Raw genomic sequence first — 25,441 nt, 5'->3', positions numbered from 1 at the left:
CTTCATGCCCGGTAAAACAGCTACCCCGGCGCCGACCACCACTGCCGGCGCGGCCGCCGAGACGCGGTTCACCGAGCACACTCCGCAGGGTCGCCTGACGGCGCAGCGCGGGCTCTACGCCGGCCCGGCGCCGATCGTCAGCAAGGACCTCTACGCCGAGCTCGAGTGGGGCTCGGCCGTGCGGGAGCGTGCGGCGATCAGCCTCGAGCCCGCCTCCAAGGTGTCGGGCAACACGTACTTCGGGCGGTTCCCGGCCTCCTACTGGCAGCGCTGGACCACCGTCACCGAAGTCTCCGTCGAGGCCGTCGTCACCGGCACCGGGCTGCTGTCCATGGGCGCCTCCGACGTCGAAGGTGAACCGCGGGTCATCGAGGCCGAGCAGGTCACCGACGTCACCCAGCACAAAATCGCCCTCACCGGGAAGCTCGACAAGTTCTACGACGGCGGCGCCCTCTGGCTCGACCTCGAAACTGAAGGCGGGCAGACCCTGCGCGTCGAGCAGGTCCGCTGGACCGTCGAAGCGCCCGAGACGATCCGCCCGACCGCGGTCACCATCTGCACCATGAACCGCGCGGATGACTGCCTGAAGAACCTGCAGGCGTTGGCCGCGGACGTGTCGTCGCTGGACACGCTGGACGCGATCTACGTCGCCGACCAGGGCACCGACCTCGTCGAATCCCGCGACGGGTTCGACCAGGTCGTCAAGGACCTCGGGGAGAAGCTGCACTACATCAAGCAGCCGAACCTCGGTGGCGCCGGCGGGTTCACCCGCGGGCTCTACGAGGTCGCCGGGCACACCGCCACCGCCCACGCCAACGTCCTGTTCATGGACGACGACGTGCTGCTGGAGCCGGACCTGGTGATCCGGATGACGGCGTTCTCCAACCGCGCCGCCAACCCGATCATCGTCGGCGGGCAGATGCTGAACCTGTTCCACCCCAACCAGCTCCACGTCGGCGCCGAATACGCCCGGTTGAACACCCTCGAGCCCGGTCAGCCGGTCGAGCACTCCCTGACCACCGCGGACCTGCTCGGGGTGGACGAGGAGACGTTGAAGCCGAACCGGCAGGAACGCCGCCTGGACGCCGGGTACAACGGCTGGTGGTCGTGCCTGATCCCGTACGAGGTGGTGCAGGCCACCGGGTATCCGATGCCGTTCTTCTTCCAGTGGGACGACGCGGAGTACTCCTACCGGGCCCGCGCGCACGGTTTCCCGACGGTGACGCTGCCGGGTGCGGGGGTGTGGCACGCGGACTTCCACATGAAGGACTGGGACGAGTGGCACCGCTACTTCAACCTGCGCAACTCCATCATCACCGCCGCGCTGCACTCGCCGTTCAACCTCAACCTGCTTTCGCGGGTGCTGCTGGCCCAGCTGGTGCGGTACCTGCTGGGGATGCAGTACGGGCTGTCGGCGACGCTGATCAAGGCCGTGGAGGACTTCCTCGAAGGCCCTGAGGTCCTGCGTGACGGTGGTGTCGAGGCGATGAAGGAGATCCGCCGGATCCGCGACCAGTACCCGGAGACCAAGCGCCACAAGGCCACCGACGTCCCCGGGATCGCGTCCAACGACATCGGCATCATCAACAGCGCGCCGCGGCCCAGCATGCAGCGCCTGGTGTTGATCAAGCGCGTGCTCGACCGGGTGCTCGGCCGCAGCCGCTTCGGGCTCGGCGCCGTGCCGATCGACGAGGCGAACTGGTGGCACATCGCCCTGTTCGACACGGCGGTCGTCACCGACGCCAACCAGGAAGGCGTCCGCGTCCGGTCCTACGACAAGGTCAAGATGTTCGACCTGGCCAAGCGCGGCGCGAAGGTCGTCCAGCGGCTGCGCAAGGAAGGTGCGGCGGTGCAGGAGCAGTACAAGCGCGCCATGCCCGAGCTGACCTCGCGCGAGAACTGGAAGCGCCTCTACAAGCTCTGACCCAGGCGTCCCGGAGGCCGTCTCACGATCCGTCGTGAGGCGGCCTTCGTGCGTCAGGTGTGCATGCCGAAGACGTTGGTCTTGCGGTTGAGGTCGTCGATGTAGGCGGCGGCGACGTGGGCGAAGTTGATCGTCACTTCCGCCTCGTTCCTGGTCGTCACGGTGTCCACCGCGGCGGACTTCACCAGCTGGGCGAGCTTGCCCGCCAGCTTCCCGGATTCTTCGGTGGTCAGCGCGAACAGCAGCGGTTCGCCGCCGGTGGCGAGGTGCAGCACGAGTGCGGGTTTCTGGTCAGCCATGCACCCATCGGACCAGCGGCGATCTTCGCGCGGCAAGCGAGTTCGCTGAGGGCGCAGCGGCTTCGGCGTCCGGCTGCGGCCCTCGCCCGCGGTGGACTACCGTTTCCGGAGAACTGAAACCCGCGGGGGAGATGCAAGCGATGCCACACACGTTCTCGCTGTCGCTGGCGGCGGTGGACATCCTGATCGAGCGGCTCGGCCTCGGCCGCGCGCCGACGCCGTTCGAGGTCCCGCACGTCGGCACGACCGTCGAGCAGCGGGGGATGATCCGCGACGCCGTCGTCCGCGACCTCACCGGGCGCGGGCTGTGGCAGCGCGGGCGCCTCGACGCGGACGTCGAGCTGGCGCTGGCCACCTTCGTCCGCGGCAGCCTGACCATCAGCGCGGTCGCCGAGCTGGGCGGCAAGCAGCTCTTCGCCCGCGTCGCCTCCGACGGCCAGTTCGCCGTGCTCGCGAAGCAGGACGAGAACCTCATCGTCTTCGAGGAGGTCCGCCCGACCGGCATCGTCCCGGCGATCGTCGACCTGCTGCCGCTGACCCCGGCCGCCCCCGGCCAGTCGGTCACCATCTCCCGCCCGGCCGAGCAGCCTCGCCAGCAGCGCCGCGACGACGCGTACGACCCCTTCGCCGGCGTCACCGGCCCGCGCTCGCAGAGCGGCAGCGGCGGTCCGCAGGTCCGGATGATCGAGCGCGTCTTCCAGGAGCCCAAGAAGCGCATCGGCCAGTTCACGGCCCAGACCCGAGGCGGCACGTTCCCCCCGCTGGCCTGGTTCGACACCGACCACGGCCGCTGGCTGATGTCGTCCCGCAGGTCCGACGACGGCCAGCGCTGGATCACCTACGCCCCGGCCGACAACGCCCGCCTCGCCCAGCAGCTGTACGCCCAGCTCGAAGGCCAGTTCTGACCCTGCGGGAACCTCGGGCGGCGGCCCTGCGTCCGAAGTGAAGATCGGTGAACGGCAGTTGCGCAGGGTGCCCGGCTAGTAGACTCCCGGGTGCACACGCACGGGCGAAGCGATACGGGGTGGAACAGCGATGTTGATTGCCGACGGCGGCGGAGGCGGCTCGTTCGCGGACATAGTCAACCCGCTCTCCTCGGGCAGCATGAGCGAGGCGATCAAGGGCGTCACCGCGGAGACCCAGAAGCTGGTGGACGCCGCCAAGGGCGGCGGTTTCAAGATCACCCCCGAAGGTGTCAAACCGATCCGGGACGCGCTGAACGACCTGGTCAACGACCTCGACAGCCTCGATTTCAACGCGGCCATGCTCGACCAGGCTCCGCAGCTGGGGAATCACCCCTACGGGCACACGGTCGCCTCCCACGACCAGAAAGGTGCCACGGAAGCCGAAGGATCGGCCCGTGTCGTGCTGGGGCAGCTCAAGGCAGTGGCCAAGCAGGCGGACGAAGCCCTCGCTCGTGCGGCGGGCCAGTACAAAGAGGCCGAGAACCAGGCGGTCACGGCCATGTCGACCAAGGCACAGGGATGACGAAACTCCTTTTGCGGGCTGCTCTGCCGGTTGCTGTCGGCCTCCTGGTGTTGAGCGGGTGCGACAGCACCAAGTCGGGTACCGCCTCGCCGGCCGGTTCGGCGAGTTCGGCACCCTCGTCCGAGGCCCCGACCTCCGACGCGCCGGGCAGCGCGTCGACCGCTTCGATCACCGACCCGTGCACGCTCCTGGAAGCCGCGGATCTCGGGTCGTACGGCGAGTTCAAGCCGCCGCAGAACACGACGCTCGGCAGCGCGCGGGTGTGCAAGTACCTCAAGAAGACCGAGACAGCCAGCGACGAGGGAATGGCCGTCGGAGTCGGTGTCCGGGATGACGCGCGCCCCGACCAGCTCGTCGACATGGGCGCCGGAATCCTCGACCGCGACATCAACGGCCGGTCGGCCAAGGAAGCTCCCGAGACGAAGACGATCGGCTGCACCCTGGCCCTGCCCGTGGGGGACGCGTCCCGGGTGGATGTCCTGGTCACCGCGGTCGACTCGACCGAAAAAGCTTGCCAGGTCGTCGAAGCCGTGGCCAAGGCCGTCGAACCGCGGTTGCCGAAGGGATAAGGGGACCCAGATGAGCACGCGACAGCAGCCGCCGGCGCCCAAGACGCCGGACAAGACGCCTCAGCAGGTCCAGGACATGGCGCCCGCCGAGCGGGACGCCTACCTCCAGACGAAGGCCGATGAAGGCGTCGACCCCGGCAACTGGCTCTTCGGGCCGCTCCAGCAGTGGATCGCCCAGCAGCAGGCCAAGAACCAGTCCCAGGAGATGGGCGACAAGAACGTCGCGGAGGCCACGAAGGGCCGCGATGTCGACTACGTCACCGGCCTGAACGCTCCGAACGCGGACTACAAGGGCAGCGATCACACTCAGCTTCAGGCTTACCTGCAGAGCAACCTGAACGTCGATCAGGTCTCGGACGTCTCGACGGCGTACCACGAGGTCCACAAGGTCTTCGACAAGTTCGCCACGTCGATGAACACCGCCGTGAACTCGTCCAAGGGCACCTGGGAGGGCGGCGCCGCCGAGAACGCGCAGTCCTACTTCACCAGCCTCGGCAAGTGGTCCGACGCCAACTCGCAGAACGCGAAGCTCGCCTCGGAGACCATCTACGACCAGGGCCAGGCCGCCTCCACGGCCAAGAACTCGATGCCCGCCCCCATCCCGTTCAGCTGGACCGACGAGATGAAGAACTGGGCGACGTCCAACCCGTTCAGCCTGCCGGACAACGTCGACAAGTCGTTGCAGAAGCAGAAGGACAGCCAGGCGGCGCACGACCAGGCCGCCAGCGTGATGTCGACCTACGACAAGAACCTCTACGAGGCCGCGTCGAAGCAGCCCGCCTTCGCGCCGCCGCCCAGCTTCAGCACCGGGGGCGGCACCGGTGACCCCAACGGGAGTGGCGACAAGAACGGCATCAACAACCCGTCGGGCGTCAACATGCCCGGCTCCGGCTCGGTGAACATGCCGGGCGGCAGCAACTCCACCGGAAACAACTCGACCGGCAGCAACTTCACCGGCGGCAACGTTCCCGGCCCCAACGTCACGCCGCACATCTCCGGGCCCGGCTCGACCACGGGCGCCGGGATCCTGCCGGCCGGGACCACCACGCCGTCGGGCTTCCAGCCGGGGGCCGTGCCGACCGGGTCGGCGGGGAACCCGAACACCTCCATGGGCGGCATGCCGATGAGCCCGATGCCGATGGGCGGCGGCATGGGTGGCGGCTTCGGCGGCGACGAGGCCTACAACTCCAAGCTCGGCGGCGGAGCGGGAGGCAGCGGCCGGGGCGGTTCCGGCTTCGGCCCCGGTGGCTCGGGCTCCGGCAGCGCGACCGGCGCGGGCGCCGCCTCGGGCGCGGCCCGGCCGGGTGGCATCGGCGCGGCGGAAGCGGCCGCCGGACGCGGCATGGGCGGGCTCGGCTCGGGCGGTGCGGCCGGCCGCGGCGGGATGGGCTCGGGCGGCGGCATGGGCCGCGGCCAGAAGGGCGAGGGCGACGAGGACACGGAGCACTCGCGTCCGACGTACCTGGTCGAGGGCGACCCCGACGAGGTCTTCGGCACCGACATGCGCACGGCCCCGCCGGTCATCGGCGAATAACAGCTCGGCGAAACGCCCCGCACCGGAATCCTGGTGCGGGGTGTTTCGCGTCCACGCTGGTCACGGAACCAGTAACCTTCCCCGCGCGTCGGACTGCGGGGAGGCCGGGATGACACCTGAGGAATGGCTGGCGAACTTCGAGACGAAGATCGCCGACGTCCGCGAGAAGGCCGAAGAGTTCCGCGTCGGGCTCGAGGCCGCCGGCACGACCGTCGCCTCGCCCGACGGGACGATCCACGTCGGGGTCGCGCCCAACGGTTCGCTGACCGACCTGCGGCTCACCGACTCCGCGGTCGCCGGCAAGTCCGGGGCCAAGCTCGCCGAGGAGATCCTCAAGCTCGCCCGCAAGGCGCAGCGCGACGCCGCGGTCAACGTCGCGGCCGCGTTCGCGCCGCTGGGCGGGGACTCCGAGGCCATGCACATGGTCACCGGCTACGTCCCGCCGGAGGAACCCGAGGAGCCACCGGCTCCCGAGCCCATCCGCGAACGACGGCTCTGGCAGCACGAAGAGCCGGAAACGCCGCCGCCACCGCCACGCCGTCCGACGCGCCCGCCGCGCGACGACGATGACGACTTCGGCGGCTCCGCGATCATGCGCCGCGACTGAGGGGATTTCGGACATGACCACCGCCACTTCCGGGGCCGGCGTCTTCGACACCTACGCCGGGCTCGTCGACTCCGTGACCGCCGACTCGGAGTCCGAGGGCCAACGCGTCCTCGACGTCTCCATCAGCGCGGCCGGCGCGGTCGTCGACACCGTCGGCGCCGCCATCGACCCGCTCGGCGCCGTCCTCAACGCCGGCGTCGGCTGGCTGCTGGAGCACATCAGCTTCCTGCGCGAGCCGTTGGACGCCCTGCTCGGCAACCCCGACGAGATCAACGCGAACGTCGACCAGCTCAAGTCCGCCGCGGCCGAGATGCACACGCTCGCCCAGGAACACCGGGACGACCTGCGCAGCGTCGCCGAATGGACCGGCCAGGCCGCCGACGCCTACCGCGACAGCCTCACGAAGATGGCCGAGGAGCTGGAGTCGCTCGGCAAGACGCTCGACGGGACGGCCGCGGTGGCCGGCATCTCCGGCATGCTCGTCACGACGTTGCGCGGCATCGTCTTCGGGCTGATCTCGTCGGTGATCGCCGAGCTGATCCGGGACGCGCTGATCGCGGCCGCCTCGGCGGTGTGCACCTTCGGCGGCTCGATCGCCGCGTTCTGCGGGGTCGCGTCGGCCCGCGCCGCGGCGACCGCGTCGAAGATCGCCGGCAAGATCAGCAAGCTCCTCGAGGGCTTCGCGCGCCAAGGCGGCCGGCTGGCCAAGCTCCTCGAAGCCATGGAGAAGCTCACCAAGGGCCTGGACCGGTTCTCCACGGTCGGCGGGCTCGCGATGGGCGCGTACCAGGCCGCCAAGCCGTACGAGACCCAGCAGCCGGCGGAGGCGTGATGGCGACCCACCACACCAGCACCCCGCACCACACGAGCACGCCTCACCACACTCCGGACGTCTCGCCGGCGCACCACGAGACGTCGAGCCCGCACCCCACCGAGCCGCGTCCGACGACGGGTGGTGGCGGCCACGGCGGCGGGTACGCCCTGCACACGGAGTCCCTGGGCACCATGGAAGGCCACCTCGGCCGGACCAAGGACAAGGTGCACGCGGTCGGCCGGACCGTCTCCGGCGCGAACTTCGGTGCCCAGTCCATGGGCCTGGTCGGCTCCACCATGACCGGCACGCTCAACACCACCGTCTCGGCGGCCAAGGAGCACGTCACCCGGGCGGGCAAGGCGGTCGAGGACGCCGGCACCCGCACCAAGGCGGTCCGCGAGCATTACCAGACCACCGAGGCGAACGCCGCCGACACGATGACCGCCGCGGGCAAGCACGTCGACGCGCCCACGGAGAAGACCGCGGCGAGCGGTTCGGGCGGCGGCGGAACCCCACCGCCCGGTGCGAACCCGCCCCGCCCACCGGACGACCCCGGCGGCATGCACAACAACCGGGGCCACCACGCCACCGACGACGAGCTGCGCGGCCAGTACACCCGCGACTCGATGCAGACCCGCCCGACGTCCACGGACGACCAGATCCGCGCCACCGCAAGCAGGTTGGGCTACGACCCGGACCGGCACCTGGCGATGACGCTGCAGCCGACGGCGAGCCTGACCCCGGCCCAGCGTGCGGAGATCGTCGCGGTGCGCAACGAGCTGAAGGCCAATCCGGGCGAGCTCATGACGAAGGTCGTGAAGCCGGAGATCGGCGAGGCCACGCTCGCCAACCAGACCACATATGTCGACCTCCACTCCGGGGCGACCGAGACCAATTACCCCACCTCAGTGGCCGGGTCGATCGCCCGCGGCAGCGACAGTGCGCAGTACGGGACTCCTCAGGAATTCCGGGACAGGCTCGCACTCGACGACAAAGGGGCCGGGTGGACCCCGATCAAGGCGGGCGCCGGTGAGGCTTACCAGCTGCGCTTCCCCGCGTTGGACGAAAGCAAGGCCATGGAGATCAGCTACGGCGGCACGGATCCGGTGACGGCCCACGAGATGCAATCGCTGTCCGGACAGCAGGGACCTCGTGAGCTGAAGCCGCCGTTCCTCGGAACCGGCTACACCGGCGGCGGTGTGCCGGAGTGGATGCACACCCCACGCGGCTACGCGGGGCGTGGTGAGATGTGGCTGGTGCACGCGGACGGGACGGAATCCCTGGCCGGTGTCTATCTGGAGAAGCGCGGTTGGTTCGACGTTCGCGGTCGAGGAGGATCCGGTGCCTGACAGTTATGCCGTGCACCAGGGCAGGACGTATGAGGCCTCCGGTCGGCCGCCCGGCCGGCTGGCGCTCTACGAAGGTGATGCCCAGGTGGCCGAGGTGCCGATCGCGGACCTCGACGAGTGGTACTCGGTCCGCATCTGGGGCACCTTCCTCGAGCACGAGTTCGAGGTGGTGGACGAGCGCGACGGCTGCTACTCGCTGTTCTACATGGCCGGCGACGGTCAGTGGGCGGCACGAGTCTGGGCCGAGCCGGAAGCTCACCCGGACGTGCAGTTCCAACGGCAGGACATGTACACGTTCATCGCGGTCACGCCGAAAGACAAGGTAGCCGACATCCACGAGGTCCGTACGGACCTCCTCGGACCGTGGCGGAAAGAGCAGGAAGAGCGTGAATCCCGTGAGTCCTGACGCTCCCGCCGGACTCGCGGGCGGCACCGTCGTCCAGCTGCCGGTCAAGCCCGGGCTCGTCGGGCTCTACCTCGGCAACGTCATCGTCCCCGGACGCTTCGAACCCCACCGCGTCCAGGGCTTCGCCGGGCGCGCCGAGGACGTCGCCGAGCTCGACACCGCCGCCATGGTCCGGAACTACGGGCTCGCGAAGATCCCCGGCTGGGGGCCGCTCGACGAGCTGTACCTGCTCAAGTTCCAGGCCGGCCACACCTTTCCGTTCCGCACGTCCTACGGTGCTTCGGACCGGGAGATCGCGGCCGAGCTGGGGGTGGCGCGGGTGTATCCGCCGCCGTTCCTCGGGACCGGGTACTTCCCCGGCGTCGACCACCCGTTGCCGGAGTACGTGCTGCGGCTCATCGAACTTCCCGTCGGCGCGGAACTGGTCGTACGCACGGCGGAAGGTGAGACCCGGCTCGGGCAATACCACAGCCGGAAGGTCGGCTGGATCCCGGAACAGAAGGATGCCTTCGGCGAAGCCACGTTCTTCCCGCCGCCGGTGTCGTTGCCGCCGCTGGTGCGGCGCGGGTACACCGCCCGCTACCGCGGGGGCGACTTCGACGCCGAGTTCGCCGGACCGGCCCGGGTCGTGCTGCACCCGTTGCCGGGTGCTCCGGCGCCGGCCGACTTCGGGGAGACCTACGGCTTCCGGATGAAGGCCGTCGACCAGGTCGAGCTGGACGAGCTCACGTTCGTCCGGACGCTGTGCCGCTGGCGCGGCGGCACCTTCGAGGTCCTCGGCCGGACCCGGGACGCCGCCGACCTGATCCTCGTCGACGAGGACTTCCTGACTGCGCGCGACCTCGGTCTGGCCGAAGTGGACTACCGGGTGTGGCGGCAGACCGTGCCCGCCGCCGAACTCACCGACGTCCGGGTCGAAGCCGTTCCGGTGCTGCTGGAAGGGCAGTTTCAGTAGCGGTAGAACTTCTCCGCCCGGCCCTGGCGGACCAGCTTCAGCCACGCCAGGAACGCCTTCGGGTCGCGCTTCACGCCCACGAAGTACAGGCCGAAGCGGAGCACCTCCAGCGCGCCGATCTTGCGCATTCCCGGCTGGGACAACAGGTAGCCGCGGTTGCGGTACGTGTAGTACCGCTTGACCTCGTTCTCCGGGTCCTGCGCGTGGAACTTGCCGCCCAGCATCGGCTTGAACTCGTCCGAGCCGTCCGGGTGCAGGTACTTCGTCTTCAGGGACGTGCCGAACGGCAGGCCCGAGCGCGCGAGCCGCCGGTGCAGCTCGACCTCGTCGCCGCGGAAGAACAGGCGGAGGTCCGGCACGCCGACGACGTCCAAAGTGGACGCCCGGAACAGGGCGCCGTTCATCAGGGACGCGATGCCCGGCAGGAAGTCGACGCCCAGCTCGGACTGCGACCGCTTCCACGTCAGGCCGCGGCGCAGCGGGAACGCGAGCTTCTCCGGGGCGTCGATGTTCGACACCACCGGGGAAATCTCGGCCAGGCCGCGCTTTTCCGCTTCCTCCAGCAGGATCGCCAGCACGTTCTCGTCGGCCGGGCGGCCGTCGTCGTCGGCCAGCCAGACCCACTCCGCGCCCAGCGAGAGCGCGTGCAGCATGCCCAGCGCGAACCCGCCGGCGCCACCGAGGTTCCGGTGCGACGGCAGGTACGTGTGGGGCAGCGGGTAGTTCTCGACGACCTCGCGGGCCGAGTTGTCCGGCCCGTTGTCGACGACGACCAGGTGGTCGACCGGGCGGGTCTGGGCCGCGATGACCTTCAGCGAGTCCGCGAGCAGCTCGCGCCGGTGCCGCGTGACGACGACGCCGACGACCGCGCCGTCGGGCAGCTGCTGGGTCTCGCTGGCCATCATTCCCCGCCGTTCGTCGTCGCCACCGGCTCGATGCCCAGGCGCTGCAGCGTTTCCTGGCTCATGTCCATGAACGGGTCGCGGCCCTTGTACCCGGTGAGGACGTCCCGCAGCGAACCCTGCTGCTTGAGGTGCCCCTCGTCCATCCAGAGGGCCGAGTCGCACAGCTCGAAGAGGAACTCGTCCGAGTGGCTGGCGAACACCAGGATGCCCGAGCGCTTCACCAGGTCCTTGAGGCGGTCGCGCGCCTTGTTGAGGAACGCCGCGTCGACCGCGCCGATGCCCTCGTCGAGGATCAGGATCTCCGGGTCGATCGAGGTGACGACGCCGAGCGCGAGCCGCACGCGCATACCCGTGGAGTACGTCCGCAGCGGCATCTGCAGGTAGTCGCCGAGCTCGGTGAACTCGGCGATGTCGTCGACCCGCTTCTCCATCTCCTTGGCCGTCATCCCGAGGAAGAGGCCGCGGATGATGATGTTCTCCTCGCCGGAGATCTCCGGGTCCATGCCGATGCCGAGGTCGAAGACCGGCGCGATCTTGCCGGTGATCCGCGACGAGCCGCGGGTGGGCTCGTAGATCCCGGCGAGCAGCCGCAGCAGCGTGGACTTGCCGGCGCCGTTGTGGCCGACCAGCCCGACCCGGTCGCCCTCGCGGAGGTTGAGGGTCACGTCGTGGAGGGCCTCGATGATCGGCACCTTGGTGTCGGTGCCGATCTTGCCGCCGACCTTGCCGAGGACGCGTTTCTTCATCGACCGCGTCTTCGCGTCGAAGATCGGGAAGTCGACGAAAGCGTTCTGAACGTCAATGGAGACCATGTGTCACACCCAGTAGGAGACGCGGGCACGGTAATTGCGCATCGCGACGAGCGCGAGCGCCCAGCCGACGATGGTGATGGAGCCGACCACGATCCAGTTGCCCGCCGTGAACGACTGGCCGAGCAGCGGCGCGCGGACCACCTGCATGAAGTGGTACAGCGGGTTCAGCTGGATGATCGGCAGCACCCACGAGATGCTCGCGCGGGCCCCGCCGCCGAGCAGCTGGTCGACCGGCCACACGATCGGCGTGCCGTAGAACAGCAGCTGGATCAGCGAGTTGATGACCTGCGGGATGTCGCGGAAGCGGGTGGAGATGATGCCCAGCAGCAGGGTCACCCAGCCCGCGTTCAGCGCCAGCAGGAGGAAACCGGGGATCGCGAGCAGGATGTTCCAGCTCAGGCCCGGGTGGCAGTACAGGTCCGCGTGGCAGAGGCCGTCCGGGGAGCCCAGCGAATACGGGTTGTCCAGCGCGCCGAAGAAGATCACGAGGATCACGACGTAGACGATCATGTTGTGCGCGAGCAGCAGCGTCTGCCGCCACACCGTGCGCAGCATGTAGACGCTCAGCGGCGCCGGGAGCTGCTTGATCATCCCCTCGTTGGCGATGAACGTCTCCATGCCCTCGGCCAGGCAGCCGCTGATGAAGCCCCAGAGGATGAAGCCGGTGCTCAGGTAGGGCAGGAACACCTCGATGGGCGAGTGGAACAGCTGCGAGTACAGCAGCCCGAGCCCGAGCGCGATGACCGCCTGGCTGATCGTGATCCAGAAGGGCCCGATCACCGAGCGGCGGTAGCGCTGCTTGATGTCCTGCCAGCCGAGGTGACCCCACAGCTCGCGGGCGGAGAAACCGGCCTGGATGTCGGCGAAGGCGCGCGAGAACGTCTTACTGTCCGACCTCGGCGGTGCCGACGTCGCTACGGGTGAGTCTGCGGCCTGAACCGTGCTGGTGGCATGCACGTGGACGAGGGTACCGATGGGATGAGCGGCGTCCTGGCCACCCCGTCGCTGTGGTAGACGTTCTGGCCGCTATGCGCCTGCCCGGCTGCTGCGTGCTGGTACTTTCTCGGCTTATGACTGCTGCTCTCGGCGCGGCGAGCTTGATGGTCACCCTGCTCGCGGCCTACGCCGACCGGCCCGAACCGCGTTCGGTGGCCGTCGTCGGCAACCAGCCGCTCCCTCCCGACCCCCAGCGGGCCAAGGCGATCGACGCTTGCGACCTGGTCATCCGGGTCAACGGCTTCGTCGTCGACAAGCCCGGTGAAGAGGTCGTGGGCTCCCGGACGCACGTGGTGGTGTTCAACCGCGCGATCCGCGCGACGCCGTACGTCTTCCAGGACTACCGCAAGCGGCTCTACCTGCTGGTCGAGCCCGGCCGGATGCACTGGGAGCCCGAGGACCTGCCGGGCTGGTGGCCCGAAGACCTGGGCGCGGTCCAGGTGCCGAACCGCGAGGTCGTGCTGCCCCTTTCGGACGCCCTGGGCCTGCCCACGCGCGACGAGCCGACGTGGTCGACCACCGGCACCCTGGCGGCCTGGATCGCGCGGACGTCGTTCCCGGGCGCGCAGCTCGTGCTCACCGGGTTCTCGTTCATCGACAACCCGGAGCAGACGTCGTGGGAGCACGCCGCGGGCGACTCCTGCATCGTGGGCCCGGAGCACCAGATCGCCGCCGAAGGGCGGCTGCTGGACTCCTGGACCAAGACCGGCGACACCACCCTCCTGCGCTGACGCGCGTCCCCACCCCACGTACGTAAGGAACACCCATGGCAGTGCAGAAACTCGGCAGAGGCCTGATCGACCGGATCGTCCGCGTCGTCGACTTCCGCGTGGACGAGCGCACCCGCGGGCTCGCCGACCGCGTCAACAACCTCGAGCACGCGACCGCCGACCACCGGCGCCGGCTCGACAACGCCGAGCACAACCTCGACCAGGCCCGCGGCGACCTGGGCTGGGCCCGCGCCGAGCTGGACCGGCTGATCCCGCACGTCGCCGCCCAGGAAGGCCGGCTGGAGACGCTGCGCGAGTCGATTTCCCTGGTCCCGAACACCGACACCCCGCAGCTCGCCGAGGCCCGCACGCTGATCGAGGAGATCCAGCGCCAGCACGCGCAGATCCGCGCCCGGCTGGCCGGCATCTCCCGCTACGAAGACCGGCTGCGCCGCCTCGAGGACCGCGTCGAGGACCAGGTCGAGCAGCAGCAGCAGCCGGTCGCGCCGTAACTTGCGCGCGCGGGAGGCCACCGAGGCGGACGCCGAGCTGCTGCTGAGCTGGCGCAACGACCCGCGCACGCGGCGGTCGTCCCGGTCGACGGCGGAGGTCTCCCTGGCCGAGCACACCGCGTGGCTGCGCGGTGTGCTGGCGGACGAGGAGCGGCTGCTGCTCGTCGTGGAGCACGAGGACGCCCCGGTCGGCACCGTCCGGTTCGACCGGCGTGCCGACGGCTGGGAGGTCAGCATCACGCTCGCCCCGGCGAGCCGCGGCCGCGGGCTGTCCGGGGCGGTGCTCGCCGAGGGGGAGCGGGCGCTGCGCGAGCGGCTCGACGTCCGGGTCGTCCTGGCCGCCGTCCACCAGGACAACACCGCCTCGGCGAAGCTCTTCGAGCACGCCGGGTACGCCGAAGCCGCGCCTGCCGTCAGCGGCTTCCGGCAGCTGCGCAAGACTCTGAGCTGACCCGCAGTCCACCCCGGGGAGGCACCATGCACGACATCCGGTTCGGCGCGCACCAGATCGGTCCGGGCCACCCGCCGTTCGTGATCGCCGAGATGTCCGGCAACCACAACGGCGACCTCGACCGGGCGCTGGCCATCGTCGACGCCATCGCCGAAACCGGCGCGCACGCGGTCAAGCTGCAGACCTACCGCCCGGACACGATCACGATCGACGTCGACACCCCGGCGTTCCGGATCGGTGATTCGCATTCCCTGTGGGGCGGCGAAAATCTGTACAAACTGTACGAAAAGGCCCACACGCCGTGGGAGTGGCACGCGCCGATCTTCGAGCGCGCCCGTGCGAAGGGCCTGGAGATCTTCTCCAGCCCGTTCGACCCGACCGCCGTCGAGCTGCTGGAGTCGCTGGACGCACCCGCGTACAAGATCGCGTCGTCCGAGATCGTCGACCTGCCACTCATCGACCTCTGCGCCCGCACCGGCAAGCCGCTGGTCATCTCGACCGGCATGGCGAACGTCGCCGAGATCGACGCCGCCGTCCGCACCGCCCGCGCGGCGGGCAACGACCAGCTGATCGTGCTCGGCTGCACGGCGAGCTACCCGGCGTCGCCGCGGGAGAGCAACCTGCGTGGCCTGCCGCTGCTGGCGGGCCTGACGCAGACGCTGGTGGGGCTGTCGGACCACACGCCGGGCATCGGCGCGCCGGTCGCGGCCGTCGCGCTGGGCGCCGTGGCCATCGAGAAGCACGTCACGCTGGCCCGTGCGGACGGCGGCGTCGACTCGGAGTTCTCGCTGGAGCCGCTGGAACTGGCGGGGCTGGTGACCGAGACGCACCGGGCGTGGGAAGCGCTGGGCGAGCCCGTGCTGGGCCCGCGCGAGAGCGAGAAGGAAGGCCTGCGGCTGCGCCGGTCCCTCTACGTCGTCGAGGACGTCCGGGCCGGGGACGAGGTGACGACGGCGAACGTGCGGTCGATCCGGCCCGCCGGCGGCCTGGCCCCGGCCGAGATCACGGCCGTGACAGGGCGCACCTTCCGCGTCGACGCCGCGAAGGGCACGCCCCTGACCTGGGACCTCGTCTAGAAGAAGTCGCGCACGGCGTCGACGACGCGGTCGACGTCGGCGTCGGTCAGCGACGGGAACAGCGGCAGCGAGAGCTCCTGCTCGTAGTACGCCTCGGCGTTCGGGCAGAGCCCGCGCCGGTAGCCGAGGTCCTCGAACACCGGGTGCCAGTACGCCGGGATGTAGTTGACCTGGACGCCGATCCCGACGCCGCGCAGGTGCTCGAACAGCGCCTTGCGCCGGCCTTCCAGCACCCGCAGCGGGTAGAGGTGCCACACGGGATCGGCGCCCGGGCGGCTCGGCGGGGTCGCGACGCCGCCGACGTCCGCGAACGCCGCGCTGTAGCGGGCGTGGATCTCGGCGCGGCGCTTCTTGAACTCGCCGAGCCGGGTGAGCTGGCTGCTGCCGAGCGCGCAGAGGACGTCCGGCAGGCGGTAGTTCAGCCCGAACTCGTGGACTTCCTGGTGCCAGGCGCCTTCGTCCGGGTAGCGCTGCTCGGCGCGGTCGCGGACCAGGCCGTGGTTGCGGAACTTCCGGGCGCGGTCCAGCAGGTGCGCGTCCGGGGTGACGACCGCGCCACCCTCGGCGGTGGTGAGGTTCTTGGTCGGGAAGAACGAGAACGTCGTCAGGTCGGCGATCGAGCCCACGGCGCGTCCTTGCCACGCGCCGCCGACGGAGTGCGCCGCGTCTTCGAGAAGCAGTGCGCCGGCGTCGTGCGCGAGCTTGCCGAGCGCGTCCAGCTCCGCGGGGTGACCCGCGTAGTCGACCGCGGCGACGACCTTGGTGCGCTCGGTCACCGCGGCGGCGGCCGCTTCGACCGAAAGATTCCCGGTGTCCGCTTCGACGTCGGCGAAGACGACCTTCGCGCCGAACAATGCCGCGGTGGCGGCGGTCGCGACGAACGTCATCGGGCTCGTGACGACCTCGTCACCCGGCTTGATGTCCGCCGCCGCGTACGCGACGTGCAAAGCGGCGGTTCCCGACGTCACGGCGACCGCCGGGGTGCCGCCGGTGTGCGCCGCCAGGTCCGTCTCGAACTGCTGGACGGCGGGCCCGGTGGTCAGCCAATCGCCGCGCAGCACCGCGACGACCGCCTCGATGTCCGCGTCACTGATCGACTGGCGGCCGTAAGGGAGAAACGGCTCAGCCGACGTACTCTTTCCCGCGGAGGCTGCATCGGACTCAGCCATACTGCTCGACCAGTTCGCGCAGCTCCTGCGCGTCCAGCCACAGGTCGTTCGTGTCGGAGCGGTAGGCGAACCCGTCGGGCATCGGCTTGCCGTCCGCCGGCGACTCGTAACCCCAGCCCGCGAGGTGCGGCTGGACGACGTAGCGGTCGGCCAGCTGGACCGTCCGGCGCGCGTCGTCCGGCGCGATCATCTCCTCGTGCAGCTTCTCGCCGGGCCGGATGCCGACCTCGTGCATCTCGCTGCCCGGCGCGATCGCCTGCGCCAGGTCGACCAGCCGCATGCTCGGGATCCGCGGCACGTACAGCTCACCGCCGCGCATCTGGTCGAACGAGTCGACGACGAACCGCACGGCCTGCGGGAGCGTGATCCAGAAGCGGGTCATCTCCTTGTGCGTGATCGGCAGCGACTCGCCCTGCTCGGCGAGCTTGCGGAAGAACGGGATGACGCTGCCGCGGGAGCCCATCACGTTGCCGTAGCGGACCACGGAGAAGCGGGTCACGTGTGCGGCCGCGTAGTGGTTGCCGCTGATGAACATCCGGTCGGCGCACAGTTTCGTGGCGCCGTAGAGGTTGATCGGGCTGGACGCCTTGTCCGTCGACAGCGCGACGACCTTCTTGACGCCCGTGTCGATCGCGGCCTCGATCACGTTCTGCGAGCCCATGACGTTGGTCTGGACGAACTCGAACGGGTTGTACTCACCGGTGTCGACCTGCTTGAGCGCGGCGGCGTGCACGACGTAGTCGACGCCGTGCATGGCGCGCTCGAGCCGGCGCCGGTCGCGGACGTCGCCGATGAACCAGCGCAGCCGCGGGTCGTCGTTGAACAACTGCCGGGCTTCGTACTGCTTGAGCTCGTCGCGGGAGAGCACGACCAGCCGGCTCGGGTTCAGTTCGGCGAGGGCGTGCGCGATGAACGCCTTGCCGAAGGAACCGGTCCCGCCCGTGAGCAGGATGCTGGAGCCATCCAGCTCGGACATCGTTGACCTCCGCGTTCGGGGTTGGGTGCCGTCGGACATCATGTCACCCATGCGTGCAGTGCCCGGGGTCAACGCCGTCATCCAGGCCCGGTCGACGTCGACCCGGCTGCCCGGCAAGGTGCTGCGCCCGCTCGCCGGCCGCAGTGTGCTGGGCTGGGTCGTCCGGGCCGCGGCGGCCGCTCCCGGCGTGGACCAGGTGATCGTCGCGACCTCGTCGGACGCTTCGGACGACGACGTCGCCGCCGAGGCCGCGCGGTGCGGCGCTTCGGTGGTCCGAGGCCCCTTGGCCGACGTCCTCGCGCGGTTCGGGCTGGCCCTCCGGGAACACCCGGCCGACGCCGTGATCAGGCTCACCGCGGACTGCCCGCTGCTGGACCCGTCGCTGATCGGCCAGCTGGCGACGCTCTGGCGCGCCCAGCCGTCGCTCGACTACGTCAGCACGACCCTCGTCCGGACCCTGCCGCGCGGGTTCGACGCCGAGCTGGTGCGCGCTTCCGTTCTGGCGGAACAGGTTTCCACCGCTACCGGAGCGGACCGGGAGCACGTGACCTCGGGCGTCTATTCGCAGCCTGCGCGCTATTCGTGCACCGGGATCGTGGTGAGCCCGGCGGCCGGCGACCTGCGGGTGACGTTGGACACCGCGGAGGACTGGGCGCTTCTGGAAGCGGTGGTGGCCGAGCTGGGCGACCGCGTCGGCGACTGGCGGTCCGTGGTCGCGCTGCTGCGGTCGCGGCCGGACCTGGTGGCGCTGAACGCCGAGGTCGAGCAGAAGAAGGTCGGGCGGTGAAGCTGCTCCTGCGGGCGGACTCGTCGGCGTCGATCGGCGCCGGCCACATCGCGCGGGTGATCGCCTACGCCGAGCGCGCGGTGGCGCGGGGCTGGCAGGTCTCCTTCGCCGGGAGCACGGCGAACGCCGAATGGCTCGCGACGCGGTTCGACGAGCTGGGGGTGGCGCGGGCCGGGACTCCGGACCCGTCGGGGTTCGACGCGGTGGGGTTCGACGCGGTGGTCGTCGACCACTACGGCCTCGGTGACCTGCGCGAAGAGGTCAACGCGGCCGGGGCGAAGCTCGTCTCGATCGAGGACGACGTGTTCGGCCGCCGGTCCGCCGACGTCGTCGTCGACTCGGGGTTCGCGCCCGGGCCGCGGCCGGACGACGGCTCGGACGTCCTGCTGCGCGGAATCGCCTACGCACCGCTGCGGGACGTCGTCCTGCGCACGCACCGGGTATCCGCCGCGCCGCCGCCGCACGTCACGGTGGTCCTCGGCGGCGGCGCCGAGTGGACGAAGACGATCGAGCTGCTGCTCCGCGCACTTCGCGACACGGAGCTGCCGTTCGTGGCGGACGTGCTGGTGCGGGGCGAGCCCGCGCTGCCCGCCCTGCGGCCGGACCAGTCGATCCGGGTCTCGGCGCCGAGCCCGGCGTTGCCGGAGCTGCTCGCGACCACCGACGTCGCCGTCAGCGCGGCCGGGGTCACGTTCGTGGAGCTGTGCTGCCTCGGCGTACCGACGGCGGCCGTGCAGCTGGTGGCCAACCAGGAGGCCGGCTACCGGGCCGCGCTGGACTTGGGTCTCGCGGCCGGGCTGGGCCACGCGGATTCGCTCGCCTCGCGGCTGCCGGAGGTGACGGCGGTGCTGCGCGGACTGCTGTCCGACGCCGAGCTCCGCCGGACGCTGTCCGCGACGGCATCGTCCACAGTGGATGGTCGCGGCGTGGATCGGGTCCTCGATTCCCTCTGATCGAGGACCGTCCCTGTCCGCGATCGTTCCTAGAGTCGTGGCATGACGATCACCCCGTTCCGCATCGACGTCCCGCAGTCCGACCTGGACGACCTCCGCGCGCGGCTCGCGAACACCCGCTGGCCCGACCAGCCCGCCGGCGCGGGGTGGCGGCTGGGTGCGCCGGTCGACTACGTGCGTGAGCTGGCGGAGTACTGGCGGCTGGGCTTCGACTGGCGGGCGCAGGAAGCGCGGCTCAACGGCTTCCCGCAGTTCACGACGACCATCGACGGCACGAACGTGCACTTCCTGCACGTGGTGTCGCCGGAGCCGGACGCGACGCCGGTGCTGCTCACGCACGGCTGGCCGGGCTCGATCGTCGAATTCCTCGACGTCATCGGGCCGTTGACGGACCCTCGGGCCTACGGCGGCGACCCCGCGGACGCGCTGAACGTGGTGGTGCCGTCGATCCCGGGTTACGGCTTCTCCGGCCCGACGCCGACGCCGGACTGGGGCCCGGACCGCGTCGCGCGGGCGTTCGCGGAACTGATGACCCGCCTGGGTTACGAGGAGTTCGGCGCCCACGGCGGCGACTGGGGCGCGATCATCTCGCGCGAACTGGCGGTCCAGTTCCCCGCGCGGGTCCTGGGGATCCACGTGACGATGCTGCCGTTCGCGGTGGCCCGGAGCGAAGCGGACCTGGAAGGCCTGCCGGACGTCGCCGCGGGCCGGCGTTCGCTGGAGAAGGGGCAGCGGTTTTCTTACACGGGCACGGGTTACGCGATGATCCAGTCGACGAAGCCGCAGACCCTGGCGTACGGCCTGCACGACTCCCCGGCGGGCCAGCTGGCGTGGATCGCGGAGAAGTTCCGCTCGTTTTCGAACACCACGGAAGACCTCATCGACCGCGACGACCTCCTGGCGGACGTCTCGATCTACTGGTTCACGGAGACGGCCAACTCCTCGGCGCGGCTGTACGCGGCCCTGACGGGGGCGTGGGGCGCACCGCCGCCGCCGAACACGGTCCCGACGGGCGTGGGCGTGTTCCCGAACGACATCGGCCTGCCGATCCGGGCCCTGGCGGAGCGCACGGACAAGATCGTCCACTGGACGGAGTTCCCGAGCGGCGGCCACTTCCCGGCACTGGAGGAACCGGACGCCCTGATCGGCGACATCCGCACGTTCTTCCGCGGCTTGCGCTGAGCCGGGGACCAGCGCCCCCCGCCCTCCCCAGGGGGGCGTCCCCACGTCCAGTCTATCGGCACCCCCGGACCGGACCCCTCGGAAAGCGGGTTGTCCACAGGAGTTGTCCACAAGACGGCAAGCCTGTGGACAACCTGCTCCGAGCCGAGCCGAGCCGAGCCGAGCCGAGCCGAGCCGAGCCGAGCCGAGCCGAGCCGAGCCGAGCCGAGCCGAGCCGAGCCGAGCCGAGCCGAGCCGAGCCGAGCCGAGCCGAGCCGAGCGTCGAGACGGAGACCCAGCACCCCAGGGGAGACCCAGAAATGCCGTGAAGGCCCCCTTGAGGGACATAGAGTCCCTCAAGGAGGCCTTCACGGCATCGACCACCCGGTGCCAGACAACAGCCACACCGCGGACCTCAGGACCCTGCATCGGCCACAAGACCCGGGCGAGAAAGCCTTAACGGACAAACCTCAGAGGTACTGCCCGGTCCCCGAAATCCCCGGCCCGTGCCCTTCGAGCCCCGGCCCGCCGATGCCACCGACGCCGCCGGCCGAGGGACCCGCGGGCAGTCCCCGGCGCATCTGCTCCAGCTGGACCCGTGCCGCCATCTGCTGGGCGAACAGCGCGGTCTGTATTCCGCTGAACAACCCTTCCAGCCAGCCCACCAGCTGCGCCTGCGCGATCCGCAGCTCCGCGTCCGACGGGGTCGAGTCGTCGGTGAACGGGTGGACCAGGCGCTCCAGCTCGTCGCGCAGCTCCGGTGCGAGCGAGTTCGACAGCTCCTTCACCGACGTCTGGTGGATCTCGCGCACGCGGGTCCGGGAGGCGTCGTCGAGCGGGGCCGCGCGGACCTCCTCCAGGAGCTGCTTGATCATCGTGCCGATCCGCATCACCTTGGCCGGCTCTTCGATGAGCTCGCCCACCGCCTCGGCGTGCTCCGCGCCTTCGAGCGGCTCGCCGTCCGGTCCTACTACCACCACGTGGGGTGAAGATTCGTGGCCGGCGTCACCCGCTGTGCCCGATTCCCGGAAGTTCGGCTCGGTCATGTGCTCCATCCTGGCTTGCCTTCAACACGCTCCGCGACACCCGAGGGGTGTCCGTCTCCGAGCGTAGCCGCAATCGGCGTTCCCGGTGGCTCTCCACCCAACCCCGGACGCACGGCGAAACCGCACGTCCGTACGGTGTCCCCATGGCGTTCGACGTCGCTCGTATCCGTGGGCTCTTTCCCGCGCTGGGTGACGGCTGGATCCACTTCGACGGCGCCGCCGGAATGCTGGTCCCGGAACAGGTCGCTTCGGCCGTTTCGACGGCGATGCGCGCCCCGGTGTCGGGGCCGGGTGGAGCGTTTCCGGCCTCACAGCGCGCGGACAGCATCGTGACCGCGGCCCGCAGGGCCGTGGCCGACCTGGTCGGTGCCGACCCGGCCGCCGTCGTGCTCGGACCCAGTTCGCCGGTGATGCTGCGCCGCCTCTGTGACGCGCTCGCCGAACGCTGGACGATCGGCGACGAGGTCGTCGTCTCCCGGCTCGACGAACAGGCCAACCTCGCGCCGTGGCAGCGCGCCGCGAAGCGCGTCGGCGCGGTCGTGCGCTGGGGCGAGATCGACATCGAGACCTGTGAGCTGCCCGCGTGGCAGTACGAGCAGCTCGTCTCGGCGCGCACGAAGGCCGTCGCGGTCACGCTCGCGTCGGGCTCGGTCGGCACCCGCCCGGACGTGCCGACGATCATCGAGTTCGCCAAGCGCGTCGGCGCGCTCGTCGTCGTCGACGCCACGTACGCCGCGCCGTTCCTGCCCCTGGACATCAACGCCCTCGGCGCCGACGTCATGGTCGTGTCCGCGCAGGCCTGGGGCGGCCCTTCGGTGGGCGCGCTGGTGTTCCGCGACCCCGAACTGATCGAACGCATCCCGTCCGTCTCGCTCGACCCCGGCGCGCGCGGCGCGGCCCGGCTCGAGTTGGGTCCGCACGCCTACCCGCTGCTGGCCGGGTTGATCGCGTCGATCGACTACCTCGCGGGCCTCGACGACGCGGCCTCCGGGTCGCGGCGCGAACGCCTCGTCACCTCGCTCGGCTCGGCGAAGTCGTACCACGCCGGGCTGCTCGCGCAGCTGTCCACCGAGCTGCTGTCGCTGCGGCACATCATGGTCATCGGCAACGCCATGCGCCGGATCCCCGCGCTCGCCTTCGCCGTCGCCGGCAAGAAGTCGCCGGAAGTCGCCGAATACCTGGCCTCACAAGGGTTGTGCGCGTTCGCCGACGACGGTGCGGCCGGCGTTTTCGCGTCCCTCGGCGTCGGAGAAGTGGGCGGCGCCGTGCGGATCGGGCTCGCCCACTACTCCAACGTCTTCGAGATCAACCAGCTCGTGCGGGTGCTCGAAGAGCTGCGCTAGGACTTCGCGGTCAGCAGGATCTTCCCGAACACGCTGCCCTCTTCCATGGCGCGGTGCGCGGACGCGGCTTCGGACATCGGGATGACCTGGCCGATGATCGGCTTGACGGCGCCTTCGGAAACCAGCGGCCACAAGCGTTCCCGGACGTCGGCGACGATCGCCGCCTTCTGGTCCAGGGGCCGGAACCGCAGCCCCGCGGCGAACACTTCGGCGCGCTTCCCGAGCATGGCGCCGACGTTCAGCTCGCCCTTCACCCCGCCCTGCATGCCGATGATCACGAGCCGCCCGTCGGACTTGAGGACGTCGACGTTGCGGCCGAGGTAGGACGCGCCCATGTTGTCGAGGATGACGTCCGCGCCGCCGGTCTCCTTGCGGAGCACCTCGACGAAGTCCTCGTCCTTGTAGTTGATCGTGATGTCGGCGCCGAGCTGGCGGCAGCTTTCGAGCCGCTCGGCCGAGCCCGCGGTGACGGCGACGGTCGCGCCGAGCGCCTTGCCGACCTGGATCGCGTGCGTGCCGATGCCGCCGGCGCCGCCGTGGACCAGCAGCACCTCGCCCTCGGTGAGCTTCGCGTGCATCACGACGTTCGCCCACACGGTGCAGGCCACCTCGGGCAGCCCGGCCGCGGTGATGACGTCCACCTCACCCGGCACCGGCAGCAGCTGCCCGGCCGGGACGACGACCTTCTGCGCGTAACCGCCGCCGGCGAGCAGCGCGCAGACCTCGTCGCCGACGTTCCACCCTTCGACGTCCGGACCGAGCTCGGCGATCGTGCCGGAGCACTCCAGGCCGATGGTTTCGCTAGCGCCGGGCGGCGGGGGATAGTGCCCCTGCCGCTGGAGCAGGTCGGCGCGGTTGACCGCGCTCGCCGCGACGTCGAGGAGGACTTCGCCGGGTCCGGGCCGCGGATCCGCGATCTCCGTCCACTCGAGGACGTCCGGGTCACCTGGTTCACGGATGGTGATCGCGTACATCCGTCGACCGTATACCGGTGGGTGAGAGTCCCGCCGAATGACGCATTGACGTACCTCTCATATCGCACAAAAGTGAGCAACCATGTCACTCTTCCGAAAGAGATTCGTCCCGCCGGTGGCCCTGGCCGCCTGCGCGACACTCGCGCTCGGCCTCACCCCGGCCGCCGCCGCGACCACGGTCCCCGACGGCCCTGCCCTGGCGAAACAGCTCGTCAAGAAGGTCGACATCAACGGCGTCAACCGCCACCTGATCGCCCTGCAGCGCATCGCCGACACCAACGGCGGGAACCGGGCGGCGAGCACCGACGGCCACAAGAAGTCCGCCGAGTACATCGCCACCAAGCTCGAGGCGGCCGGCTTCCAGGTGACCCGTCAGGAGTTCCCCTTCACCTTCTCGCAAACGCTGGCCGAGAAGCTGACCGCCGGCGGCGCGAACGTGCCCGTCATCGCGATGGAGTACACCCCGTCGACGCCGGTCGGCGGCATCACCGCGCCCCTCTCGGTCGTCGCGGTCGACGACACCAGCGGCTGCGAGGCGACCGACTACACCGCCGACGTCGCCGGGAAGATCGCGCTGATCAAGCGCGGCGGCTGCTCGTTCGCGCAGAAGCAGGCGACGGCCGCGGCGGCCGGCGCGATCGGCGCCATCGTCTACAACAACACCGACGGCGACCTGAACGGGACGCTCGGGGACCCGGCCGGCGCGAAGATCCCGACCGGCGGCGTGACCGCGGCCGCGGGCGCGCAGCTGGCGACCCTGGGCGGCCAGTCCGTGACACTGGAGCTGCGGGCCTTCCAGGAGGCGCGGACCAGCTACAACGTCATCGCCGAGACCAAGTCCGGGCGCAAGGACAACGTCGTGATGCTCGGGTCGCACCTCGACAGCGTCCCGGCCGGCCCCGGCATCAACGACAACGGCACCGGCTCGGCGACCCTGCTCGAGACGGCGCTGCAGCTGGGGAGCAGCCCGAAGGTCAACAACGCCGTCCGCTTCGGCTTCTGGAGCGCGGAGGAGTTCGGCCTGATCGGCTCGACCTACTACGTCGACTCGCTGAGCTTCGAGCAGCAGCTCGACATCGCGCTGTACCTGAACTTCGACATGATCGGCTCGCCGAACGCCGGGTACTTCGCCTACGACGGTGACAACTCCGACGGTGTCGGCGCGGGCCCCGGCCCGTACGGCTCGGCGCAGATCGAGAAGACCTTCGTCGACTACCTGCAGGCCGCGCGGGGCGTGTCCCTCGAAGGCACCGACTTCACCGGCCGTTCGGACTACGGCGAGTTCATCGCCGTCGGCATCCCGGCCGGCGGCCTGGACACCGGCGCCGAGGTCCTGAAGACCCCGGCGCAGGCGGCGAAGTGGGGCGGCACGGCCGGCATCGCGTTCGACCCGTGTTACCACCAGGCCTGCGACAACCTGGGCAACATCGACCGGGTCGCGCTGGACCGCAACGCGGACGGCGTCGCCTGGTCCCTCGGCGTCTACGCGACGAGCACCGAGAGCATCAACGGCGTCAAGCCGGGCAAGGCCAAGAACGTCAAGCAGAAGGCCGCCGAACGCAGCGGGCAGCGGAACTTCTCCGCGCACGCTGTCGCCGGCGACCCGCACGCGCTGACTTCCTGAG

At 70.4% G+C, this 25,441-nt stretch carries 27 protein-coding genes; 19 read left to right on the top strand and 8 right to left on the bottom strand.

What is annotated here, in order from left to right:
• Positions 1 to 4: 4 nt before the first annotated feature.
• Entirely contained in the window at positions 5 to 1,924 is a 1,920-nt protein-coding gene (locus tag OG494_RS35765) for a glycosyltransferase (protein ID WP_328446316.1), read from the top strand.
• A 53-nt stretch (positions 1,925 to 1,977) separates the two neighbouring features.
• Here the strand turns inward: OG494_RS35765 and OG494_RS35760 are convergent, their stop codons facing one another.
• Positions 1,978 to 2,223, bottom strand: coding sequence for a hypothetical protein (locus OG494_RS35760; protein ID WP_328446314.1), 246 nt, complete (start codon positions 2,221 to 2,223; stop codon positions 1,978 to 1,980).
• 140 nt (positions 2,224 to 2,363) lie between these two features.
• Here OG494_RS35760 and OG494_RS35755 point away from each other — a divergent pair, with 140 nt between their 5' ends.
• The 9 genes from OG494_RS35755 (at position 2,364) to OG494_RS35715 (ending at position 9,945) form a co-directional block, all read left to right on the top strand.
• The gene (locus OG494_RS35755; RefSeq protein WP_328446312.1) at positions 2,364 to 3,128 is read left to right on the top strand and encodes an ESX secretion-associated protein EspG; all 765 of its coding nucleotides are present in this window, start codon (positions 2,364 to 2,366) and stop codon (positions 3,126 to 3,128) included.
• Positions 3,129 to 3,258: 130 nt separating this feature from the next.
• Positions 3,259 to 3,711, top strand: a complete 453-nt coding sequence (locus tag OG494_RS35750) for a hypothetical protein (RefSeq protein WP_328446310.1) — start codon at positions 3,259 to 3,261, stop codon at positions 3,709 to 3,711.
• Positions 3,708 to 4,280, top strand: coding sequence for a DUF3558 family protein (locus OG494_RS35745; protein ID WP_328446308.1), 573 nt, complete (start codon positions 3,708 to 3,710; stop codon positions 4,278 to 4,280). The genes OG494_RS35750 and OG494_RS35745 overlap by 4 nt, the downstream gene beginning before the upstream one ends.
• A gap of 10 nt (positions 4,281 to 4,290) precedes the next feature.
• Entirely contained in the window at positions 4,291 to 5,814 is a 1,524-nt protein-coding gene (locus OG494_RS35740; protein WP_328446306.1) for a hypothetical protein, read from the top strand.
• Between the two features lie 109 nt (positions 5,815 to 5,923).
• Positions 5,924 to 6,421, top strand: a complete 498-nt coding sequence (locus tag OG494_RS35735; RefSeq protein ID WP_328446304.1) for a YbaB/EbfC family nucleoid-associated protein — start codon at positions 5,924 to 5,926, stop codon at positions 6,419 to 6,421.
• A gap of 13 nt (positions 6,422 to 6,434) precedes the next feature.
• On the top strand, positions 6,435 to 7,253 hold the full coding sequence (locus OG494_RS35730; RefSeq protein WP_328446302.1) for a WXG100 family type VII secretion target: 819 nt from the start codon (positions 6,435 to 6,437) through the stop codon (positions 7,251 to 7,253).
• Positions 7,253 to 8,584, top strand: a complete 1,332-nt coding sequence (locus OG494_RS35725) for a hypothetical protein (RefSeq protein ID WP_328446300.1) — start codon at positions 7,253 to 7,255, stop codon at positions 8,582 to 8,584. Before OG494_RS35730 ends, OG494_RS35725 begins: the two co-directional genes overlap by 1 nt.
• Positions 8,577 to 8,990: a hypothetical protein gene (locus OG494_RS35720; protein WP_328446299.1), complete on the top strand. Its 414-nt coding sequence runs from the start codon at positions 8,577 to 8,579 to the stop codon at positions 8,988 to 8,990. Before OG494_RS35725 ends, OG494_RS35720 begins: the two co-directional genes overlap by 8 nt.
• Positions 8,980 to 9,945 carry a hypothetical protein gene (locus OG494_RS35715; RefSeq protein WP_328446298.1) on the top strand — a complete coding sequence of 322 codons (966 nt, stop codon included), beginning with the start codon at positions 8,980 to 8,982 and terminating at the stop codon, positions 9,943 to 9,945. The genes OG494_RS35720 and OG494_RS35715 overlap by 11 nt, the downstream gene beginning before the upstream one ends.
• Here OG494_RS35715 and glfT1 read toward each other — a convergent pair.
• Genes glfT1 through wzm form a run of 3 tightly spaced genes read right to left on the bottom strand, consistent with a single transcriptional unit; the run spans position 9,939 to position 12,619 of the window.
• Complete coding sequence (glfT1, locus tag OG494_RS35710; RefSeq protein ID WP_326945628.1) at positions 9,939 to 10,847, bottom strand: galactofuranosyltransferase GlfT1; 909 nt, start codon at positions 10,845 to 10,847, stop codon at positions 9,939 to 9,941. The two genes, OG494_RS35715 and glfT1, sit on opposite strands and share 7 nt — an antisense overlap.
• On the bottom strand, positions 10,847 to 11,662 hold the full coding sequence (gene wzt / locus OG494_RS35705; protein WP_247059962.1) for a galactan export ABC transporter ATP-binding subunit Wzt/RfbE: 816 nt from the start codon (positions 11,660 to 11,662) through the stop codon (positions 10,847 to 10,849). The genes glfT1 and wzt overlap by 1 nt, the downstream gene beginning before the upstream one ends.
• 3 nt (positions 11,663 to 11,665) lie before the next feature.
• Positions 11,666 to 12,619: a galactan export ABC transporter permease subunit Wzm/RfbD gene (gene wzm, locus OG494_RS35700; RefSeq protein WP_328446293.1), complete on the bottom strand. Its 954-nt coding sequence runs from the start codon at positions 12,617 to 12,619 to the stop codon at positions 11,666 to 11,668.
• A 143-nt stretch (positions 12,620 to 12,762) separates the two neighbouring features.
• Here wzm and OG494_RS35695 point away from each other — a divergent pair, with 143 nt between their 5' ends.
• From OG494_RS35695 to pseI, 4 genes are read left to right on the top strand one after another with little or no spacing between them, the layout of a single operon-like run.
• Positions 12,763 to 13,389, top strand: coding sequence for a glycosyltransferase family 29 protein (locus OG494_RS35695; RefSeq protein ID WP_328459122.1), 627 nt, complete (start codon positions 12,763 to 12,765; stop codon positions 13,387 to 13,389).
• Between the two features lie 35 nt (positions 13,390 to 13,424).
• The gene (locus tag OG494_RS35690; RefSeq protein ID WP_328446291.1) at positions 13,425 to 13,880 is read left to right on the top strand and encodes a hypothetical protein; all 456 of its coding nucleotides are present in this window, start codon (positions 13,425 to 13,427) and stop codon (positions 13,878 to 13,880) included.
• A 1-nt stretch (position 13,881) separates the two neighbouring features.
• A complete protein-coding gene (locus OG494_RS35685; RefSeq protein WP_328446289.1) occupies positions 13,882 to 14,331 on the top strand; it encodes a GNAT family N-acetyltransferase in 450 nt (149 codons plus the stop codon).
• A gap of 26 nt (positions 14,332 to 14,357) precedes the next feature.
• Positions 14,358 to 15,407, top strand: coding sequence for a pseudaminic acid synthase (pseI, locus tag OG494_RS35680; protein ID WP_328446287.1), 1,050 nt, complete (start codon positions 14,358 to 14,360; stop codon positions 15,405 to 15,407).
• Here the strand turns inward: pseI and pseC are convergent.
• The gene (gene pseC / locus OG494_RS35675; RefSeq protein WP_328446285.1) at positions 15,404 to 16,576 is read right to left on the bottom strand and encodes a UDP-4-amino-4,6-dideoxy-N-acetyl-beta-L-altrosamine transaminase; all 1,173 of its coding nucleotides are present in this window, start codon (positions 16,574 to 16,576) and stop codon (positions 15,404 to 15,406) included. The two genes, pseI and pseC, sit on opposite strands and share 4 nt — an antisense overlap.
• Positions 16,569 to 17,552: a UDP-N-acetylglucosamine 4,6-dehydratase (inverting) gene (gene pseB, locus OG494_RS35670; RefSeq protein WP_328446283.1), complete on the bottom strand. Its 984-nt coding sequence runs from the start codon at positions 17,550 to 17,552 to the stop codon at positions 16,569 to 16,571. The genes pseC and pseB overlap by 8 nt, the downstream gene beginning before the upstream one ends.
• 49 nt (positions 17,553 to 17,601) lie before the next feature.
• On the opposite strand from pseB, the gene OG494_RS35665 reads away from it, so the two are divergent.
• Genes OG494_RS35665 through OG494_RS35655 form a run of 3 tightly spaced genes read left to right on the top strand, consistent with a single transcriptional unit; the run spans position 17,602 to position 20,474 of the window.
• Positions 17,602 to 18,339 carry a glycosyltransferase family protein gene (locus tag OG494_RS35665; protein ID WP_328446281.1) on the top strand — a complete coding sequence of 246 codons (738 nt, stop codon included), beginning with the start codon at positions 17,602 to 17,604 and terminating at the stop codon, positions 18,337 to 18,339.
• Entirely contained in the window at positions 18,336 to 19,292 is a 957-nt protein-coding gene (locus tag OG494_RS35660) for a spore coat protein (protein WP_328446279.1), read from the top strand. Before OG494_RS35665 ends, OG494_RS35660 begins: the two co-directional genes overlap by 4 nt.
• A 42-nt stretch (positions 19,293 to 19,334) precedes the next feature.
• Positions 19,335 to 20,474, top strand: coding sequence for an epoxide hydrolase family protein (locus tag OG494_RS35655; protein ID WP_328446277.1), 1,140 nt, complete (start codon positions 19,335 to 19,337; stop codon positions 20,472 to 20,474).
• A 449-nt stretch (positions 20,475 to 20,923) separates the two neighbouring features.
• Here OG494_RS35655 and OG494_RS35650 read toward each other — a convergent pair whose 3' ends face one another.
• Positions 20,924 to 21,508 carry a bacterial proteasome activator family protein gene (locus tag OG494_RS35650; protein ID WP_328446275.1) on the bottom strand — a complete coding sequence of 195 codons (585 nt, stop codon included), beginning with the start codon at positions 21,506 to 21,508 and terminating at the stop codon, positions 20,924 to 20,926.
• Positions 21,509 to 21,642: 134 nt separating this feature from the next.
• Between OG494_RS35650 and OG494_RS35645 the strand changes: the two genes are divergently transcribed.
• Positions 21,643 to 22,842 (top strand): cysteine desulfurase-like protein, encoded by a 1,200-nt coding sequence (locus OG494_RS35645; RefSeq protein ID WP_328446273.1) that lies wholly within the window; start codon positions 21,643 to 21,645, stop codon positions 22,840 to 22,842.
• On the opposite strand, the gene OG494_RS35640 is transcribed toward OG494_RS35645, so the two are convergent.
• Positions 22,839 to 23,816 carry an NAD(P)H-quinone oxidoreductase gene (locus OG494_RS35640; RefSeq protein ID WP_328446271.1) on the bottom strand — a complete coding sequence of 326 codons (978 nt, stop codon included), beginning with the start codon at positions 23,814 to 23,816 and terminating at the stop codon, positions 22,839 to 22,841. The genes OG494_RS35645 and OG494_RS35640 overlap by 4 nt on opposite strands.
• Before the next feature lie 82 nt (positions 23,817 to 23,898).
• Between OG494_RS35640 and OG494_RS35635 the strand changes: the two genes are divergently transcribed.
• Positions 23,899 to 25,440 (top strand): M28 family metallopeptidase, encoded by a 1,542-nt coding sequence (locus OG494_RS35635; protein WP_328446268.1) that lies wholly within the window; start codon positions 23,899 to 23,901, stop codon positions 25,438 to 25,440.
• Position 25,441: the final 1 nt, after the last annotated feature.

Origin of the sequence: Amycolatopsis sp. NBC_00438 (genome assembly GCF_036026695.1) — a bacterium.
Classification (GTDB): domain Bacteria; phylum Actinomycetota; class Actinomycetes; order Mycobacteriales; family Pseudonocardiaceae; genus Amycolatopsis.
This window is presented reverse-complemented; position numbering and strand designations above follow the sequence as displayed.

Excerpts from the sequence above, each read along its gene's own strand:
- OG494_RS35765 (WP_328446316.1), top strand. The coding sequence starts at position 5 with ATGCCCGGTAAAACAGCTACCCCGGCGCCGACCACCACTGCCGGCGCG.
- OG494_RS35760 (WP_328446314.1), bottom strand. The coding sequence starts at position 2,223 with ATGGCTGACCAGAAACCCGCACTCGTGCTGCACCTCGCCACCGGCGGC.
- OG494_RS35755 (WP_328446312.1), top strand. The coding sequence starts at position 2,364 with ATGCCACACACGTTCTCGCTGTCGCTGGCGGCGGTGGACATCCTGATC.
- OG494_RS35750 (WP_328446310.1), top strand. The coding sequence starts at position 3,259 with ATGTTGATTGCCGACGGCGGCGGAGGCGGCTCGTTCGCGGACATAGTC.
- OG494_RS35745 (WP_328446308.1), top strand. The coding sequence starts at position 3,708 with ATGACGAAACTCCTTTTGCGGGCTGCTCTGCCGGTTGCTGTCGGCCTC.
- OG494_RS35740 (WP_328446306.1), top strand. The coding sequence starts at position 4,291 with ATGAGCACGCGACAGCAGCCGCCGGCGCCCAAGACGCCGGACAAGACG.
- OG494_RS35735 (WP_328446304.1), top strand. The coding sequence starts at position 5,924 with ATGACACCTGAGGAATGGCTGGCGAACTTCGAGACGAAGATCGCCGAC.
- OG494_RS35730 (WP_328446302.1), top strand. The coding sequence starts at position 6,435 with ATGACCACCGCCACTTCCGGGGCCGGCGTCTTCGACACCTACGCCGGG.
- OG494_RS35725 (WP_328446300.1), top strand. The coding sequence starts at position 7,253 with ATGGCGACCCACCACACCAGCACCCCGCACCACACGAGCACGCCTCAC.
- glfT1 (WP_326945628.1), bottom strand. The coding sequence starts at position 10,847 with ATGGCCAGCGAGACCCAGCAGCTGCCCGACGGCGCGGTCGTCGGCGTC.
- wzt (WP_247059962.1), bottom strand. The coding sequence starts at position 11,662 with ATGGTCTCCATTGACGTTCAGAACGCTTTCGTCGACTTCCCGATCTTC.
- OG494_RS35695 (WP_328459122.1), top strand. The coding sequence starts at position 12,763 with ATGGTCACCCTGCTCGCGGCCTACGCCGACCGGCCCGAACCGCGTTCG.
- OG494_RS35690 (WP_328446291.1), top strand. The coding sequence starts at position 13,425 with ATGGCAGTGCAGAAACTCGGCAGAGGCCTGATCGACCGGATCGTCCGC.
- pseI (WP_328446287.1), top strand. The coding sequence starts at position 14,358 with ATGCACGACATCCGGTTCGGCGCGCACCAGATCGGTCCGGGCCACCCG.
- pseC (WP_328446285.1), bottom strand. The coding sequence starts at position 16,576 with ATGGCTGAGTCCGATGCAGCCTCCGCGGGAAAGAGTACGTCGGCTGAG.
- pseB (WP_328446283.1), bottom strand. The coding sequence starts at position 17,552 with ATGTCCGAGCTGGATGGCTCCAGCATCCTGCTCACGGGCGGGACCGGT.
- OG494_RS35665 (WP_328446281.1), top strand. The coding sequence starts at position 17,602 with ATGCGTGCAGTGCCCGGGGTCAACGCCGTCATCCAGGCCCGGTCGACG.
- OG494_RS35655 (WP_328446277.1), top strand. The coding sequence starts at position 19,335 with ATGACGATCACCCCGTTCCGCATCGACGTCCCGCAGTCCGACCTGGAC.
- OG494_RS35650 (WP_328446275.1), bottom strand. The coding sequence starts at position 21,508 with ATGGAGCACATGACCGAGCCGAACTTCCGGGAATCGGGCACAGCGGGT.
- OG494_RS35645 (WP_328446273.1), top strand. The coding sequence starts at position 21,643 with ATGGCGTTCGACGTCGCTCGTATCCGTGGGCTCTTTCCCGCGCTGGGT.
- OG494_RS35640 (WP_328446271.1), bottom strand. The coding sequence starts at position 23,816 with ATGTACGCGATCACCATCCGTGAACCAGGTGACCCGGACGTCCTCGAG.
- OG494_RS35635 (WP_328446268.1), top strand. The coding sequence starts at position 23,899 with ATGTCACTCTTCCGAAAGAGATTCGTCCCGCCGGTGGCCCTGGCCGCC.